This window comes from Streptomyces sp. NPDC002790, assembly GCF_040295505.1.
Classification (GTDB): Bacteria; Actinomycetota; Actinomycetes; order Streptomycetales; family Streptomycetaceae; genus Streptomyces.
In genome coordinates, this window is sequence record NZ_JBEOVM010000042.1 from 18,976 (window position 1) to 36,436 (window position 17,461).

A 17,461-nucleotide genomic window follows, 5' to 3' on the forward strand; every position below is an offset into this window, starting at 1 on the left:
CATGCTGCGACTGCGCCGGATCCGGCTGGAAAACATTGGCCACAAGGACGCCCGCTTCAACGGCACCGTGCTGGACATCACCGACCTCAACGGGCAGATCAGCGACGCCATCATCTGGCTGCGCAACGGCGGCGGCAAGTCCAGCCTGCTCGCACTGTTCTTCAACCTGCTGTTGCCCGGCAAAGCCGACTTTATCGGCTACACGAAGAAGAAGGGCCTTATCGACTACGTCCTGGAAGGCAAACCCGCCCACGTCATCGCGGAATGGGAGGACGATGCCTCTCCCTTCGGGATCCCCGCGCTGGTCACCGGCGCCGTCTACCAGTGGCCCGACGGACACCGCCCGGCCAACGACGACGACGCCTGGGACAAACTCCAGCGCGCCTGGTACACCCTTCGCCCCTCCGGGACCACCGGCCTCACCACCCTGCCCGTGCACACGCTGGGCGGCTGGCGCAGCAAGAGCGACTACCTCAAGGCCCTCACACAGCTGATGCAGGCGGATCACCACCTGGACCTGCAGATCGTGAACGACGGCAACCACACCACGTGGGAGAAGATGCTGTCCAACCGCGGGCTCGACCCACGGCTGCTGCAGGTGCAGCGCCGGATGAACCTCGACGAGGGGGCGATCACCGAACTCTTCCAGTTCGACAGCGCCGAGGGGTTCCTGGAGCTCCTCATCGACCTGGTCGTCGATCCCACCCAGCCCACGACCGTGCGCGCCAACCTCAAGGACCAAGCAGAACGACTGGCCAAGCGGCCCGCCCGTGAACTCGAACTACGCTTCCTGACCGCCGCTATCACCCGTCTGCGGCCATTGCAGCAGGCGGTTGCCGACACGGCGGCCCTCCATGCGCAGATGGCCGCCGCTCACGCGGCCGGCGAGCTGGCCTGTACATGGATCAGTGCCCGTCACGATGCCCTCACCGCTCAGAAGGCGTCGTTGGCCGCCGGTGCCAGCCAGGCGCAACAGAAGGCCGAACAGGCGCGTTGCCGCGCCGAAGAGCGCCGGCAGCGGGCCGATGTTCTCGACCTCGCGGCTGCGGTTCTCACCGCCAAGGCCCGCCGTGCCGACCAAGAGCGGGCCGAAGCAGCCAAGGAGAAGACCGAAGCGCAGATGAGAGCCTGGCAGTCGGTTCATATCCACCTGGAGCGCGAGGGCCTGGAGCGCGAGCAGGCCGAGTTGAATAGGCTGCTCACCCGTCGTGTTCACGATGCTGCCCCGCTGCGGGAAGCGGTGGAAAGTGCCGGCGCCATGTTGCGCGCCAAGCTCACCCAGGTCATCGAGGAGCGCGAGGCCGAGTCCGCGGAACTCACGCAGCGCGTCAAGGATGCCGAACGCGAGGGGAAGACGGCGGACCAGGCCGAGACGCAGCACCTGGTCGCTGCGGAGCAGGCCCGCAGTAGCGTTGCCCGCCTGCAGCAGTCCCTCAAGAAGATCGACGCCCTGATCTCTCAGGCCCGTACGGACGGCCTACTGCAGCAGGAGGAGACTCCGGAGGAGGCCCACGTCCGCTGGTCAGCCGACAATGCCCAGCTGGAAACCCAGTTGACGCGTGGTCAGGTGCGCCTCAAGGAACTGGCTGAACAGCTCGCGGAACTGGCCGGTGACCGGGATACGACTGACAGGCACTGGCGGGAGGCAGCCAACGAGTACGACCGGATCTGGGACCGTTGGAGCCAGCTCCGTGCACAGCAGGAGCGCCTGGCCCGACACCCCCGGCTGGCCGAACTAGCGCTGCTGGACGACGAAGTAGCCGCAGGGAATAGCCTGGACTTCGATGTCGCCGGCTATCCCCTGCTGAAGATGCTGGACCAGGAGATCACGCGTGCGCGGGACGCACTGATTGCCGAGCAGCTCGCAGTAGCCGCCGACCGGCGAGCCCTGGCCTGCCTGGAGACCGAGGGCTATCTCCCCGCGCCCCTGGAGACCGAGCGCGCCCTGGCCGCACTCAAGGCGGCTGACATCTCGGTGGAAGCGGTCAGCGGTCTTCAGTTCCTGCGAGAATCCCTGCCTCCCCGCCAGCACGCCGCCGCGATCGCCACCGCCCCCGACGTCGTCGGCGGCATCGTCGTCCTTGGTGACGTCGATGACCAGGATCTGCGCCGTCAAATCGCTGCTACCGGTGTGAGCACTCGCTCAGTGATCTCGGTCTGCGACAGCGCCACCGCCCGTGCTCGCCTCACTGACACGGACCACGCCGATGTCCATGCCGTCTTCCCCGTCCAGAGGGCAGCTCTGGAGCCCCAGGCCGCCGAAGAGGAACAGGTACGGCTCCGGACCCGCATCAGCGAAAGCGCAGAACACTGTCAGCACATCACCACTGCCCAGGATCGCGACCAGTCTCTGGTCCGCGAACTGGCCGCACACCTGGAAGCCTTTGGGGCTGCCCCTCGCCAACCGCTGAAGGAGTCCCTGGACCGGGCCGAATCCCGCAGAGACGGCTGGAAGGACAAGCTCGACGCCCAGCACATGAGTCGTCGGCAGGTGCTGTCCGAACGCGACCGGATCCAGCAGCAGATTGCTGAGGCCGCCGGTCGCCTGCGGAAGGTGGCAGCCAGCGAGGAACGAGCCCGGCAGGTAGCTGAACAGGCACAGCGCACCAGCGACCTGCGAGAACAACTTGCCTCTGTACAGGAACACCAAGCCGACCGGCAGGAACGGGCACGCCTGGCCACCAGCAACAAGAAGGACGCCCGCAAAGCCGAGCAGCGTCACCGGCGCGACGAGACACTCTGCAGGCAGGATCTGAAACGATACCGAAGCGCACTGCGCAAGCTCGCCACCTTGGCGCCCGAGGACCCGGACGTGAGCCTGAACCAGCGAACCTTGGAGCGCTCCTCCCTGGACGCCTTGCAGGAACGGTTCACCAACGCCCGGACCGCCTATGAGTCCGACACTGCAGATACCCAGCTGCGCACCGACCTTGCCATCACCGCTGGCCGGTTGGAGACGGCGAACAAGGCCCTGGCCGCGTTGGACGACGCCACCCGCGCACTCACCGCCGAGCTCGCCGCACGTCCCGAGGCCCAAGCCCCGGACCGCCGTGACCACGCTGTGGAGCAGGCCGAGCACGATGCCAGTGAAGCTGGCGAGCAGGCAACACGCAGCGCCATGCGGGCCGAGCAGGCCGCAGAGGCCGAAGCGTCCGCCAGCCACAAGCTCGGCGACACAGCAACCGCGTCAGCCTCTCTGGCCGACTTCTCTGGGCCCGAAGCGGCTGAGACCGCAGCACGAGAAACCCGGAAGGAGGCCGAGCAGGCCGATCGCGACCACACCGCCTACACCGAGCAGCACCACGCCCTCAAGGACAAGGCCAACACAGCAGCGCTGACCGCGAGTTCCTTGTCCGGCGCCCACCAAGTACTCCAGGCCAGTCTCAATGCGCTGGCCACTCAATGGTCGCCCATCTCCGAGGAACCGCCCGCGGATGCCGACGCCTGGCTCACCGAGCACTGCGGCATTACAGCCCAAGGCGCGTCCGCCTTGACCGAGGAACAGGCTCACCAGCTGCGGGATCTGCTGACCGAAACCATCACCGCCGCACAGGCGACCCTGGCAAAAGCCACCCGCAAACTCGCCAACTCCACCCGCCACGTACAACAACTAGCCGCCGACCGGCAGTACACCGATGCCGTCGACGCACAGATCGTCGCCCGACTCAGTGAGGACCCCGCACAGCTGCACGCATCCCTGCCCGAACTGCTCCCGGAGATCGAGCTCCGCGAGAAGCGCATCACCAAGCTGCTCGATCAACTCACCGAGGACCAGCTCCTCCTGGTACAGCAGTGCGCGGCCCTCACCAAGACCATCGTGGCGATGCTGCACCAGGTCGCCCGGCACTCCAAGCTCCCTGCCGGACTGGGCGCCTGGTCGGGCAAGCCCTTCCTTACGCTCAAACTCGCCGACTGGGGCAGCGAGGAGACCCTCACCCACCGCATATCCACCTGCGTCGACATCCTGGTCGCCAACGTCGCTGCCAAGCACTCCAGCAGCGCCAATGTCCTACCCCCCGCGCTCGACTTGGCCAAGCGTCTGGTCCTCGCCGCCCTGGGCGGCAGCGGAAGCATCACCGCCAAAGTCCTCAAGCCCCACCCCGTGCCGGTCATGGACCCCGTCGACGTCACGAAGATCAAGAAGTTCTCCGGCGGTGAACTCCTGACCGTGTCCGTGCTGTTGTACTGCTGCCTGGCGCAGGTACGTGCCGCCAACCGCAACAGCGGGCTTCCCGGCGGTGTCGGCACCCTGCTGCTGGACAACCCGATGGGCAAGTCCAACTACGTGCCGTTCATCGACCTCCAGCGCACCGTCGCCGCCACTCATGGTGTCCAACTCATCTACACCACGGGTGTGGAAGACCTCGACGCTGTCGGCCGCTTCCCGCTCATCCTGCGCTTGCGCAACAACGCGCACGACGCTCGCAGCGGCCACCGCCTCGTCCAGCTGTCGGAACGCTACGGGGATGCGGTCAGCGCCGGCATCATCGATGCCCGCTCCGACGGGATCCGTGCCGCACGGCTGTACCGGTTCCCGCTCGCCGAGTCTGACAACGACCAGTCGGACGATTCCGCGGAAGCGGATGACCGGGATGGGGAAGACGGCGCATGACCACGCCACGCACGCTCGACAAGATTCTGCTGGACCGGCTGAACGCGCACCCGCGGAAACGGGTTCCCTTCGACGACCTGGCCGCCGCCGCGTACACCTCGAACCCGGCACTCCTCACCGCGCCCGAACGGCGTCAGTTCCTTGCCGACGCTCTCGCTGTTCTCCGGGACACCGGCGCCCTTAAGCTGCCCGTCACCCGGAAGCTTTGGGACCACACGGCGCTTCCGCCCCTGCCCCAATGGGCCGAGCGTATTGACCCGCCCCGTCCAGCCGTCAGCCGACTCCCTACCCGATCTTGGGTAGCAGCGCTGTCGTTCCTCGACGGCCTCCGACTTAGCCCGCACGACCATCACTTGTTCACCCGCCTCAACGGCTTCCTCCTCGCCGACGGAGCCAGCAGCGAACTGGTACCGCTCCGCGACCGTGCCTTCGAGCTGTTCGGCGACGAGAAACACCTCGACGGCATTCACGACTCGAAATGGGTACTCGGCGGCTTCCTGAGCATCAAGGACCACCTACGGGCTTACCTCACCCCAGAGCCTCTGAACATCATCGAGCTCGGGGCGGCGCCCTGGCTTCTGATCGTCGAGAACACAGCCGCCTTCGACAACCTCCGCCGCATTCTGCGAAATTGGCCCCACCCCAACGAAGTGGGTTGGCTCGCTTTCGGCGACGGCGACCGCATCGCCTCCAGCATCACCACGCTCCCGGACCGCCTCGCCGAAACAGGCCGGACGCTCACGGAGATCCTGTACTACGGAGACCTCGATTACGACGGTCTTCACTGCGTGATCCTCGCCAGCCAGCGATCAGTGTCGATCGGCCTCCCCCCGCTCACCCCAGCAGACGGGCTCTACGCAGCACTCCTCAAATGCGCACACCGAAAGACCGCTGTAGTCACTCCCGAAGCCGCCCACACCGTCAGCGCCTGGCTGCCCTCACCACTCGCCAACGAGGCAATTGGCATACTTACCAACGGAACCGTTGTCCGCCAGGAAGCCCTACTACTCACCGCACTGCGCCAGGTCCTCACACCAATCAATGGCAACTTGCGGCAACAACTCGCCACTGTCGCCGCCGACGCGGGCACGCCGTACAACTAGCCGTGTCTCTGGAGCTGGGATCCGTGTCTCGCCTCATTCCATGATGATCCAGGTATGAGGCGAGGGATCTGCCAGATGACCAGTGGGCCGTGCTGGGACCGAGTGCGTATTCCCGCGCAGGAGCAATGAGGCGGAATATAGCGGCGGATCCCCGGTTACCGAAACCGGGGATCCGCCGCATTCTTATAGCTCCACCGCCACTCACTGACCGCCGCATCGAAAGGCAGCACCACGACAGCAGCCCACAACTACGCACCCCGGCCGTACACGACCGCGCCGCCAACGGCCCGCTACGCTGCGGCGTAACTGAGACGGAACAGGTCCTGGGCACGCTCCAGATCCCGCTCGTTGCGCAGCTGCAGCTCCAGGTCGCCAGTGCCGTGGTGACCGAGCCCCGTCACGTCCCGGGTGAAGCCCGGAACGAGGCCGACCTCCTTTGGGTCCGCCTTGAGGTAAACGAGGAGCTTGGTCTGCTGCGGCGCGAGCACGCAGGCAAAGTTCCGCAGCCGCTGGTAGGCCGCGTACTGCTTGCGCTGCACCCGGGTGACGCCGGCCCCGAGGCCGGTCAGCACCTCGTCGACCGCCTCGGCCAGCTCGGTCACCGCGCCGTCTTGCCGACGGGCAGTCGGCAGCCCCACCCCGCGCCGGCGAACCCGCCGGGAAGCGGCCGACTGCCCGGTGACCGACGCCACGGTCTCCAGGCCGAAATGGTCACTGCCGTAGTACCGGTAGCGGACCAGGTCGATGCTGCGCCGGTGCTCGCGTACGGCGTGCGCGTCGTAGCGGGTGAAGTCGCCAGCCACGCAGATCAGCCGGGGTGCGCTCCACAGGATCTGGGACGCGGCCGCCACCCCGAGCCGGTCGCGAACCAGGTTCCGGAAGGCGTCCTTGTGGTTCGTCAGCCAGGCCATGTAGTAGAGGCCCTGGTTGATCACACCTGCGTCGGTGCCGCGCTTGTACTCGACGATCACGGGTGCACCGTTCTCGTCGAGGCCCAGCGAGTCGATCCGCCCTCCGTCGACACAGTCGATGACGTACTCGCTAGCGAGGAACGTGACGCCGAGCATCGTCTCCATGTGCGCCTCGACGAGGTCCTGTACATCCGCCTCGACCTTAGCCAGACCCGGCACGACCTCGGTCACGCCGCTCTGCGTATTGAACAGCTTCAGCCCCACCACTCCCCCTGCACGAGCACGATGCCAGACATCAACGTCGCAGACCGCAGGGTTATTTCCGCCAGGGAAGCCTCTCTCGTCCCGCGCCACAGCAAGCACTTGGCGCTCGGTGCCTTCGTCTTACACGCAAGCCGTGCGGATGGTGTTGTGCTAGCTGAGTGGTGCCAAGCGCTCACTGTCCAAGATGAGGCGCCAGTCACGTGGCTTCCCTGAAATCGGGGAAGGGGGCACTTCCGGTGAGCTTGGCTCGCTTGATAGCCACGGCCTCGGGATCGGCCGGGCCGTTGGCCTGGTCGAACTCGGCGATCAGGTCGTTCAAATTGTCGCGCTCGAGCTGGCGTTGTGCGGCCTTCTCCAGGTACGCGGATACGCCGCGCTTGCCCACCCGCTCGCGAATGGCCTGCAGGGTTCCGACGGTGAGGGAGACAATGATCCTGCTGGTGGGGCCGCCGCCGGGGAAGAAATCCGTGTCACCTTCAGCCATGGGATGAGTGTGGCATTCCCAGGCTCAGGGCGGGGGGCGCCTGCCCAGGTCCGCCCCCGCAGCCCTCAGTGAGTACGCAAAAGGCGCCTCCGCGCCTGAAACCATCCAGGCTTAGAGGCGACTCTTACGCGCCTGACGATCTGTCAGGTTTCGGGCCCGGCGTGCGTCAAACGTGCGTCAGAAGGGCCCAACGTGCGTCGAATATGCGTCAAGATATCGCCCGTAACGCCCACAGCGCACATAATGCACACTCGGAGAAACCGCAGGTCAGGCACCCTTTGCGGCGGGCTCAAGGATCGCCACGCACTCCACATGATGGGTCATCGGGAACAGGTCGAACGCCCGCAGCGACCGCACCTTGTACCCGCCCTCCTTGAAGTACCCGAGGTCCCGCGCGAGGGCAGCCGGGTCGCAGGCGACGTATGCGATGCGGCGGGCGCCGAGCGTCGTGAGGTGGGTGACCGTCTTCTTGCCCGCGCCCGCGCGCGGCGGGTCCAGGACGACGAGGTCGACCTCGGAGATGCCGGTGCGCGGCAGGACCGCCTCGACCTTGCCCTGCTCGATGCGGACGCGGTCGAAGGCCTCCAGGTTGTGCCGGGCGTCCTCGACCGCGCGCTTGCCGGACTCGATGCCGAGGACAGCGCCCTTGTCGCCGACCCGGTCCGCGAGCGCGCCCGCGAAGAGGCCGACGCCGCAGTACAGGTCGAGCGCCATGTCGCCCTTGCGCGGCAGCAGGCCCTGCATCACGGCGCGCATCAGCGTGTCCGCGGCCTGCGGGTGCACCTGCCAGAAGCCGCCGCTGCCGACACGGTAGGTGCGGTTGTCGGCACGCTCACGCACGAACGCGCGGCCGTGGACGCGGTGGACGCCACCGTCGTGCTCCTCGACCCGCATCACGGAGACGGGCTTGTCCAGCTCGACCAGCGGAAGGCGGGCGCCGGGCTTCGGCGCGAGGATCACCTGCCGGTCGTTCGAACCAGTGGCCGCGATCGCCTCGACCGACTCCATGCCGGACCAGTCCCGCTTCTCGATGCCCAGCTCGGACACGCCCTCGGCAGCGATCATGCAGTGCTCGATCGGCTCGACCTCGTGCGAGCGGTGGCGGCGCAGTCCCGCGTTGCCGTCGGCGTCGACCGCGTACTGGACGCGCGTACGCCACTGCGGGACCTCGCCCGGGGGAAGCTTGTCGCCCTCGGCCGGCATCACCGTGCCGTCCCAGCCGGCCTGCTCGGGCGTGAGACCCGCGAGCCGCTGCAACTGCTCGGCGACGACCTCACCCTTGAGACGCCGCTGGGCGCCGGGCTTGGCGTGCTGCCAGTCGCAGCCACCACAGCGGCCGGGGCCCGCGTACGGGCACGGCGCCTCGACGCGGTCCTTGGACGCCTCGATGACCTGCACGGCGTCGGCCCGCAGGAAACGCGCGCCCTCCTCGCCGTCGGTCACCCGCGCCACGACCCGCTCTCCGGGCAGCGTGTGCCGTACGAAAAGGACCTGACCCTCGGCCGTACGCGCGATGCAGTGACCGCCGTGCGCGACGGGGCCGACCTCGACCTCGTACTCCTCCCCCACCAGTGACTTCGTCGGTTCTGCCTGCATGGCGGGGCTCCAGTACGTAAGGGGGAAGATCTTTTGGCATCGCGGGCCACATATGAAAGCGGCCGGACAACAGCCCACCAGCTTACGTGGCTGTCGCCCGGCCGCTCACCAGGGCAGGTCCTCCTGTGGAGGGACTACTTCGAGCTGGGCTCCTTCGGGCGCTTCTCCACCGGACCGCGCCGCACGGCACCCGGCGCGTTCCACTCGGACCGCCTGCGGGCCCGCTTCTTGGCGGCCTCGGAGGACTCCAGCTGATACGGGACGGACGTCACCATGATGCCGGGCGTGAAGAGCAGCCGGCCCTTCAGCCGCAGCGCGCTCTGGTTGTGCAGCAGGTGCTCGTACCAGTGACCCACCACGTACTCCGGGATGATCACGCTCACGGCGTCGCGCGGGGACTCCTTACGGAGGTTCTTGACATACTCGATGATCGGCCGGGTGATTTCCCGGTACGGCGAGTCAAGAACCTTGAGCGGCACGTCGATACCTCGACGCTCCCACTCCTCTCTCAACGTCTTCGTCTCGGCTGGATCAACATTGACGCTCAACGCCTCAAGGGTGTCCGTACGCATCAACTTCGCGTACGCGAGCGCACGCAGCGTCGGGCGGTGGATCTTCGAGACGAGGACGAGGGAGTGCACGCGCGAGGGGCGCACGCTGTCGTCCGTCGGGGTCTCCGGGGCGGCGATCTCCTCGGCGACCCGGTCGTAGTGCTTGCGGATCACGGTCATCGTCACGAAGAAGATGCACATGCCGAGCAGCGCGACCCAGGCACCGTGCGTGAACTTCGTCAGGAGGACGACCACGAGGACCAGGCCGGTCAGGAACGCGCCGAACGTGTTGATCGCGCGCGAGCGGACCATGCGGCGCCGCTTGGCGGGGTCCCGCTCCGTGGCCAGGTGCCGGTTCCAGTGCCGCACCATGCCGATCTGGCTGAGCGTGAACGACACGAACACGCCCACGATGTAGAGCTGGATCAGGCGCGTCGAGTCGGCCCCGTAGATGACGACCAGGAGGGCCGCCGCGCCGGCCAGGAGCACGATGCCGTTGGAGAACGCGAGGCGGTCGCCGCGGGTGTGCAGCTGGCGCGGCAGGTAGCGGTCCTGGGCGAGGATCGAGCCGAGCAGCGGGAAGCCGTTGTACGCGGTGTTGGCCGCGAGGAAGAGCACGAGGGCGGTGGCGGCCGCGAGGACCAGGAACATGAAGCTGCCGCCGCCGAAGACGGCCTCGGCGACCTGCGAGATCACCGGGTCCTGCACGAAGCCGGCACCGACCGCCGCACCGTTGTGGATCAGATCCTTCGCCGGGTTCTCGGCCATCCGCACATCGGTCACAAGGGCGAGCACGATGATTCCGCAGAACATGGTGACGGCGAGGCCGCCCATGAGCGCGAGCGTGCTCGCCGCGTTCTTCGACTTGGGCTTGCGGAACGCCGGTACGCCGTTGGAGATCGCCTCGACGCCGGTGAGCGCCGCACATCCTGAGGAGAAGGCACGCAGCAGCAGGAAGACCAGGGCGATGCCCGCGAGGCCCTGGTGCTCCGCCTTGATGTGGAAGTCGGCGGTGGGCGCGTGCATGGAGTCGCCGAGGACGAGCCCGCGGAACGCACCCCAGGCGATCATGATGAAGACGCCGGCCACGAAGACGTACGTGGGAATGGCGAAAAGCTTCCCCGACTCCTTCACACCGCGCAGGTTCATCAAGGTGAGCAGCACGATCACGACGACCGCGCACATCACCTTGTGCTCGACCACGAAGGGGATCGCGGAGCCGAGGTTCTCGATGCCGGAGGAGATCGACACGGCGACGGTCAGGACGTAGTCGACGAGCAGCGCGCTCGCGACGGTGAGCCCGGCCTTCGGACCGAGGTTGGTGTTGGCCACCTCGTAGTCGCCGCCACCGCTCGGATAGGCGTGGACGTTCTGGCGGTAGGAGGCGACGACCGTGAACATCAGCACGACGACCGCGAGCGCGATCCAGGGGCTGAAGTGGTACGCCGACACGCCCGCGATGGAGAGGACCAGCAGGACCTCGCCGGGCGCGTACGCCACGGAGGACAGCGGGTCGGAGGCGAAAACGGGGAGGGCGATGCGCTTCGGCAGGAGCGTTTCTCCGAGCCGGTCGCTGCGCAGAGCGCGCCCGATCAAGATCCGTTTGGGCACGTCGGTCAGTTTGGACACGGAGAGGATCGTAAGCGTTCGAACCGGGGGCCGCCCACCCACCACCCCCATTCAGCTTCGTGCTCTGTGCCACGCCTCCGACGATCTCCCCGCCGACGCGGAGGACGAGTTCTCTTACAGAGCCGATACGGTGGTCCCGAGCGCGAGCCGCAATGCTGCCCGCACCGTGCCCGAGATCAAGCCGCACCGGGCGGACCAAGCCGCGAGAGAGAGCCATGAGCAGGACGTTTACGCAGGTCAAAAGGCCTATGAGGAGTGCGGGGTAGGGCCGTGCATATCGTGATCATGGGCTGTGGCCGAGTAGGGTCCCAACTCGCCCAGACCCTGGAGCAGCAGGGCCACACGATCGCCGTGGTCGATCAGGACCCGACGGCGTTCCGTCGCCTGGGTTCGGGTTTCGGCGGCCGTCGCGTCACCGGAGTCGGTTTCGACCAGGACACCCTGCGCGAAGCGGGCATCGAGGAGGCCGGCGCCTTCGCCGCGGTCTCCAGTGGTGACAACTCGAACATCATCGCCGCGCGCGTGGCGCGCGAGATGTTCGGCATCGAGAACGTGGCGGCGCGCATCTACGACCCCCGCCGTGCGGAGGTCTACCAGCGCCTGGGCATTCCGACGGTCGCCACGGTCCGCTGGACCGCCGACCAGATGCTGCGGCGCCTCCTGCCGTCCGGCGCCGAGCCGCTGTGGCGCGATCCCACCGGCGGCGTCCAGCTCGCCGAGGTGCACACGTCGGAGTCCTGGATCGGCCAGAAGATCAGCCGCCTCCAGGAGGAGACGGGCGTGCGCGTCGCGTTCCTGACCCGGCTCGGCGAGGCAATACTGCCGACGTCGCAGACGGTGCTCCAGGAGGGCGACCTCGTGCACGTGATGATGCGCACGGACGACGTCGAGAAGGTCGAGGCGGCGTTCGCCGAGGGCCCTGATGAGGAAGGCGGTCACTGATGAGGGTCGCCATTGCCGGAGCCGGGGCGGTCGGCCGTTCGATCGCGGGCGAGCTCCTTGAGAACGGTCACGAGGTGCTCCTCGTCGACAAGGCGCCGACGGCCATCTCGGTCGAGCGCGTGCCGCAGGCGGAGTGGCTGCTCGCCGACGCCTGCGAGATCACGTCCCTGGACGAGGCGGCGCTGCAGCGCTGCAACGTGGTCATCGCGGCCACCGGCGACGACAAGGTCAACCTGGTCGTCTCGCTGCTCGCGAAGACCGAGTACGGGGTCCCGCGGGTCGTCGCCCGCGTCAACAACCCCAAGAACGAGTGGCTGTTCAACGAGTCGTGGGGCGTGGACGTGGCCGTCTCGACGCCGCGGCTCATGTCGGCGCTCGTCGAAGAGGCGGTCAGCGTGGGCGATCTCGTCCGCCTGCTCCGCTTCAGCCACGGCGACGCGAACCTGGTGGAGCTGACCCTCCCGGAGGAGTCCGCCCTGGCCGGTACGCGGGTCGGCGACGTCCAGTGGCCGCAGGACACGTCCCTGGTGACGATCATCCGCGGCACCCGCGTCCTGGCCCCCAGCGCGGAGGACTCCCTCGAGGCGGGCGACGAGCTGCTGTTCGTCGCGGCGCAGGCGCGCGAGGAGCAGCTGGAGGACCTGCTGTCGGTGCGGCGCGAGGACGCGTAGCACCAACGTGGAAGCCCCCGGCGAGTCCTGCTCGCCGGGGGCTTTCAGGTTTTCGGGCTCTGTGGCCCTCAGGCCTCGCGGCGGTGCCGCGCGCGCCCCGACGCGTCCACGGTCCCGGCCTCCCGCTCCTTGGCGGCAGCCTCCTCCGCCTCCATCTCCGCGAACACGTCGATGGGCGCGGGCGCCTTCGCGAGGAACACCCACGTGAGCCACACGGCCAGCAGGAACGGCGGGATCTTCAACGCGACGAGCACCCAGCCGAATTGGGTCGTGTCCCCCCACAGGTACAGCGGGAACAGGATCGCGCACTTGGCCAGGAGAATGAGCCCCCAGGCCCAACTCGCCTTCGCGTACGCCTTCTTGCGGCCTGGGTTGCGGGTCCGCCAGGACAGGTTCTCCTTGAACACCGGCCCGAGGATCAGGCCGATCAGGGGCACCCCGCACAGCGTCGTGACGATGTACGCGAGCGCGAGCCCCAACGTGTAGAGCATGCCCGGCAGATAGAAGTCCTTGGCGTTGCCCGTCATCATCGCGAAGACGACACCGAAGGCGACACCGAAGACGCCACTGAAGGCGTGCTTGACGGTGTCCTTCATGACGAGGCGCACGGCGACGAGGACCAGGGACACCGCGACGGCCGCGATGGCCGACATGTGCAGGTCCTTGTTGACCGTGAAGATGCTCACGAAGAGCAGGCCCGGCAGGACGGTCTCCACCATGCCCCGCACGCCGCCGAAGGCCTCGAAGAGCGCGGCCTCCGTCACGGCCTTGTCCGTCACGTCGTCGTCCGTCACGTCCTGGCCTGTGTGTTCGCGGTCGGTCGGCTTGTCGAGGGACGTCACCGGCTACTCCCGTCCGAGCGGTCTGAGTTCGTACTTCGGATTGAACAGCACCCTACGGCCCCGACTCATCGAGATCCGTCCCGAAGCTATGAGCTTGCGCCCCGGCTCGATCCCGACGATCGAGCGCCTGCCGAGCCACACCACGTCCACGGCGGCCGAGCCGTCGAACAACTCCGCCTCCAGCGCGGGAACTCCAGCGCGTGGCCGCAGGGTTACCGTGCGCAACGTACCAGTTACGGTGACCATTTGCCGGTCCGCACAGTCGCCGATGCGCGTGCAGCCGGTGGTCTCCGAGTCCTCGCGCAGCTCCTCCGACTCCAGGTCCTCCTGGGAGCTGGACAGCCTGTCGAGCATGCGACGGAACCGGCCCGCCGGTTTCTCGGACGACGCCCTGTCGGAACGCGGAACAGCACTCATACTCGAAGCGTACCTGGGCCCTGTGACAGCGTCGTACCCGCTGGTGTACCCCGTTTTCGCGGGCCTCACCGCTCGAATCGGTAGCCCATCCCCGGTTCGGTGACGAAGTGCCGCGGGTGCGAGGGATCGGTCTCCAACTTGCGTCGCAACTGCGCCATGTACACCCGCAGATAGTTGGTCTCCGTCCCGTACGAGGGCCCCCACACCTCCTGCAGCAGCTGCTTCTGGCTGACCAGGCGGCCCGTATTGCGGACGAGGACCTCCAGGAGATGCCATTCGGTCGGAGTCAGCCGTACGTCGTGCCCGCCCCGGTTGACCTTTTTCGCGGCCATGTCGACCGTGAAGTCGGAGGTCTCGACGATCCCCTCGTCCTCGGTCCCGCCCGTGGGTTCGGCCCGCCGCACCGCCGCCCGCAGCCGGGCGAGGAGCTCGTCCATGCCGAAGGGCTTGGTCACGTAGTCGTCGGCGCCCGCGTCGAGCGCCTCGACCTTCTCGTCGGACGAATGCCGCGCGGACAGCACGAGGATCGGTACGCGGGTCCAGCCGCGCAGCCCCTTGATCACCTCGACGCCGTCCATGTCGGGCAGGCCCAGGTCGAGGACGATCACGTCGGGGTGGCGGGCGGCGGCGAGCTGCAGCGCCTGCGCCCCGTCGTGGGCGGCGTCCACCTCGTACTTGCGCGCCTTCAGGTTGATGACGAGGGCGCGCACGATCTGCGGCTCGTCGTCGACCACGAGCACCCGGGTCATGCGTGCCTGCCTCTCTGGGGTCCAGCGTCCTGACCGGCTGCTTGCCCGGCTGTCGGTACGGCTGTCGGTACGGCTGTTTGTACGGCTGTTTGTACGGCCTCCCGGACCGCGTCCTGAGGAGTGGTGCGGGTCGCGGCCCGCAGGGTGAGGACCATGGTGAGGCCGCCTCCTGGAGTGTCCTCCGCGCCGAGCGTGCCCCCCATGGCCTCCGTGAAGCCGCGCGCCACGGCGAGCCCGAGGCCCACACCGGCGCCGCGCGGAGCGTCACCGTAGCGCTGGAAGGGCTCGAAAATCCGGTCCTTGGCGTCGTCCGGTACTCCGGGCCCGCGGTCCACGACGCGCAGCTCCACACGGTCGCCGAGCGTGCTCGCGGAGACGAGGACGGGTTTGTCGGGTGGGCTGTACTTGACCGCGTTCTCGACGACGTTGGCGACAGCCCGCTCCAGGAGCCCCTTGTCGACGCTGACCATGGGCAGCGTCTCGGGCACGTCCAGGTCGACGCTGAGGTCCGGGTCCGGCACACCGACCAGCGCCATCGGCACGACCTCGTCGAGGTCGATCTCGCGGATGAGCGGGGTGACAGTGCCGGTCTGGAGGCGCGACATGTCGAGCAGGTTCCCGACCAGGTGGTCGAGCCGGTCGGCGCCCTCCTCGATCCCGGCGAGCAGTTCCGCCTGGTCCTCGGGCGACCAGTCGACGTCCTCGGAGCGCAGTGACGACACCGACGCCTTGATGCCCGCGAGCGGCGTCCGCAGATCGTGCGAGACGGCGGCCAGCAGGGCCGTACGGATGCGGTTGCCCTCGGCGAGCGCCCGCGCCTGGTCGGCCTCGGACTGCAGGCGCTGGCGGTCGAGCACGACGGCGGCCTGCGCGGCGAAGGCGGCGAGCACGCGCCGGTCCTCCGCGGGCAGCACGCGCCCGGTCAGGGCGAGCGCCAGGTGGTCTCCGACCGGCATGTCGACGTCGGCGTCCTCGGGCCGGCCGAGGGACTGCGCGCCGACGCTCGCCGCGCAGGTCCACGGCGCGGTGTCGCCCTCCCGCTCCAGGAGCGCCACGGACTCCATCGCGAAGGTCTCCCGTACGCGTTCGAGGAGCGCCTCCAGGCTGGTGTCGCCGCGCAGCACGCTGCCCGCCAGGACGGAGAGGATCTCGGACTCGGCGCGCAGCCGGGCCGCCTGGTGGGTGCGCCGCGCCGCGGTGTCGACGACCGAGGCCACGGACACCGCGACGCCCACGAAGATCACGATGGCGACGATGTTGCGGGGGTCGGCGACGGTCCACAGGTGCAGCGGCGGCGTGAAGAAGTAGTTGAGCAGCAGGGAGCCGAAGGCCGCCGACGCCAGCGCCGGGAGCAGTCCGCCGACCAGGGCGGCGGCGACCGTCAGCGACAGGAACAGCAGCATGTCGTTGGCGAGGCCGAGGTCGCTGTTGGCGTGCGTGAGGCCCAGCGCGAGCAGCGCGGGGCCGCCGATGCCGGTGAGCCAGCCCCACACGATTCGGGACCGGCCGAGCCGGGCGCCGCGGGCGACGGGCAGTCCGCGCCCCTTGGCGACCTCGTCGTGGGTGACGATGTGCACGTCGAGGTCGGCCCCGGACTCGCGGGCGACGGTCGCGCCGACGCCGGGGCCGAACATGTACTGCCAGGTCTTGCGCCGCGAGGAGCCGAGGACGATCTGCGTGGCGTTGACGCCGCGGGCGAACTCCAGAAGGGCGGCGGGAATGTCGTCGCCGATGACGTGGTGGAACGTGCCGCCCAGGTCTTCGACGAGGGTGCGCTGGACTGCCAGTTCCTTGGGCGAGGCGGCGGTGAGGCCGTCGCTGCGGGCGATGTAGACCGCGAGCACCTCGCCGCCCGCGCCCTTCTCGGCGAGCCGCGCCGCGCGCCTGATCAACGTACGGCCCTCGGGTCCTCCGGTCAGGCCGACGACGATGCGCTCGCGGGCCTGCCACGTGGAGCGGATGTTGTGCTCGCCCCGGTACTCCTGGAGGTACTCGTCGGCCCGGTCGGCGACCCACAGGAGCGCCAACTCCCGCAGTGCGGTGAGGTTTCCGGGGCGGAAGTAGTTGGAGAGTGCCGCATCGACCTTGTCGGGCTTGTAGATGTTGCCGTGGGCCATGCGGCGGCGCAGCGACTGGGGCGACATGTCGACGAGCTCGATCTGGTCGGCACGGCGGACGACCTCGTCGGGGACCGTCTCCCGTTGACGTACACCAGTGATCGAATCAACCACATCGCCCAACGACTCAAGATGCTGGATGTTGACGGTCGATATGACGTCGATGCCCGCACCGAGCAGTTCTTCGACGTCCTGCCAGCGCTTGGCGTTGCGTGACCCGGGCACGTTCGTGTGGGCCAGTTCGTCGACGAGGGCGACGGCCGGGGCGCGCCGCAGCACGGCGTCCACGTCCATCTCGTGGAAGACCGTCCCCCGGTACGCGAGCTCCCGGCGCGGGATCTGCTCCAGGCCGTGCAGCATCACCTCGGTGCGCGGCCGGTCGTGATGCTCGACGAACGCCACCACGCAGTCCGTGCCCCGCTCCACCCGGCGGTGCGCCTCCGACAGCATCGCGTACGTCTTGCCGACGCCCGGTGCCGAACCGAGGTAGATCCGTAGTTTGCCCCGCGTCCCGCGTCCCATGGCCTCATTGTCTTCCGGTGACTGCTCCACGCAGCGTCGAGCCTACGGCCT

At 68.2% G+C, this 17,461-nt stretch carries 12 protein-coding genes; 4 read left to right on the top strand and 8 right to left on the bottom strand.

Annotated elements, in window-relative coordinates; genetic code table 11:
* Position 1: 1 nt before the first annotated feature.
* Positions 2-4,612, top strand: coding sequence for a coiled-coil domain-containing protein (locus ABT004_RS20080; protein WP_351338532.1), 4,611 nt, complete (start codon positions 2-4; stop codon positions 4,610-4,612).
* A complete protein-coding gene (locus ABT004_RS20085) occupies positions 4,609-5,715 on the top strand; it encodes a hypothetical protein (RefSeq protein WP_351338534.1) in 1,107 nt (368 codons plus the stop codon). Before ABT004_RS20080 ends, ABT004_RS20085 begins: the two co-directional genes overlap by 4 nt.
* A 290-nt stretch (positions 5,716-6,005) precedes the next feature.
* Here ABT004_RS20085 and ABT004_RS20090 read toward each other — a convergent pair whose 3' ends face one another.
* The 4 genes from ABT004_RS20090 to ABT004_RS20105 form a co-directional block, all read right to left on the bottom strand.
* On the bottom strand, positions 6,006-6,893 hold the full coding sequence (locus tag ABT004_RS20090) for an endonuclease NucS domain-containing protein (RefSeq protein WP_351338537.1): 888 nt from the start codon (positions 6,891-6,893) through the stop codon (positions 6,006-6,008).
* A gap of 193 nt (positions 6,894-7,086) precedes the next feature.
* Positions 7,087-7,374, bottom strand: a complete 288-nt coding sequence (locus ABT004_RS20095; RefSeq protein ID WP_351338540.1) for a hypothetical protein — start codon at positions 7,372-7,374, stop codon at positions 7,087-7,089.
* A gap of 267 nt (positions 7,375-7,641) precedes the next feature.
* Positions 7,642-8,970, bottom strand: coding sequence for a class I SAM-dependent RNA methyltransferase (locus ABT004_RS20100; protein WP_351338542.1), 1,329 nt, complete (start codon positions 8,968-8,970; stop codon positions 7,642-7,644).
* Between the two features lie 134 nt (positions 8,971-9,104).
* A complete protein-coding gene (locus tag ABT004_RS20105) occupies positions 9,105-11,150 on the bottom strand; it encodes an APC family permease (RefSeq protein ID WP_351338545.1) in 2,046 nt (681 codons plus the stop codon).
* Between the two features lie 270 nt (positions 11,151-11,420).
* On the opposite strand from ABT004_RS20105, the gene ABT004_RS20110 reads away from it, so the two are divergent.
* Together ABT004_RS20110 and ABT004_RS20115 are read left to right on the top strand one after the other, a co-directional pair.
* Complete coding sequence (locus ABT004_RS20110) at positions 11,421-12,092, top strand: potassium channel family protein (protein WP_351338548.1); 672 nt, start codon at positions 11,421-11,423, stop codon at positions 12,090-12,092.
* The gene (locus ABT004_RS20115; RefSeq protein WP_266715002.1) at positions 12,092-12,763 is read left to right on the top strand and encodes a potassium channel family protein; all 672 of its coding nucleotides are present in this window, start codon (positions 12,092-12,094) and stop codon (positions 12,761-12,763) included. Before ABT004_RS20110 ends, ABT004_RS20115 begins: the two co-directional genes overlap by 1 nt.
* A gap of 68 nt (positions 12,764-12,831) precedes the next feature.
* Here the strand turns inward: ABT004_RS20115 and ABT004_RS20120 are convergent, their stop codons facing one another.
* The 4 genes from ABT004_RS20120 to ABT004_RS20135 all read right to left on the bottom strand — a co-directional run bounded on the left by ABT004_RS20120 (position 12,832) and on the right by ABT004_RS20135 (position 17,410).
* Positions 12,832-13,605, bottom strand: coding sequence for a DUF3159 domain-containing protein (locus tag ABT004_RS20120; RefSeq protein ID WP_351338551.1), 774 nt, complete (start codon positions 13,603-13,605; stop codon positions 12,832-12,834).
* 3 nt (positions 13,606-13,608) lie between these two features.
* Positions 13,609-14,022 (bottom strand): OB-fold nucleic acid binding domain-containing protein, encoded by a 414-nt coding sequence (locus ABT004_RS20125; RefSeq protein WP_351338553.1) that lies wholly within the window; start codon positions 14,020-14,022, stop codon positions 13,609-13,611.
* Between the two features lie 65 nt (positions 14,023-14,087).
* Positions 14,088-14,771, bottom strand: a complete 684-nt coding sequence (locus ABT004_RS20130) for a response regulator (protein ID WP_351338555.1) — start codon at positions 14,769-14,771, stop codon at positions 14,088-14,090.
* On the bottom strand, positions 14,768-17,410 hold the full coding sequence (locus tag ABT004_RS20135; protein ID WP_351338557.1) for an ATP-binding protein: 2,643 nt from the start codon (positions 17,408-17,410) through the stop codon (positions 14,768-14,770). Before ABT004_RS20135 ends, ABT004_RS20130 begins: the two co-directional genes overlap by 4 nt.
* Positions 17,411-17,461: the final 51 nt, after the last annotated feature.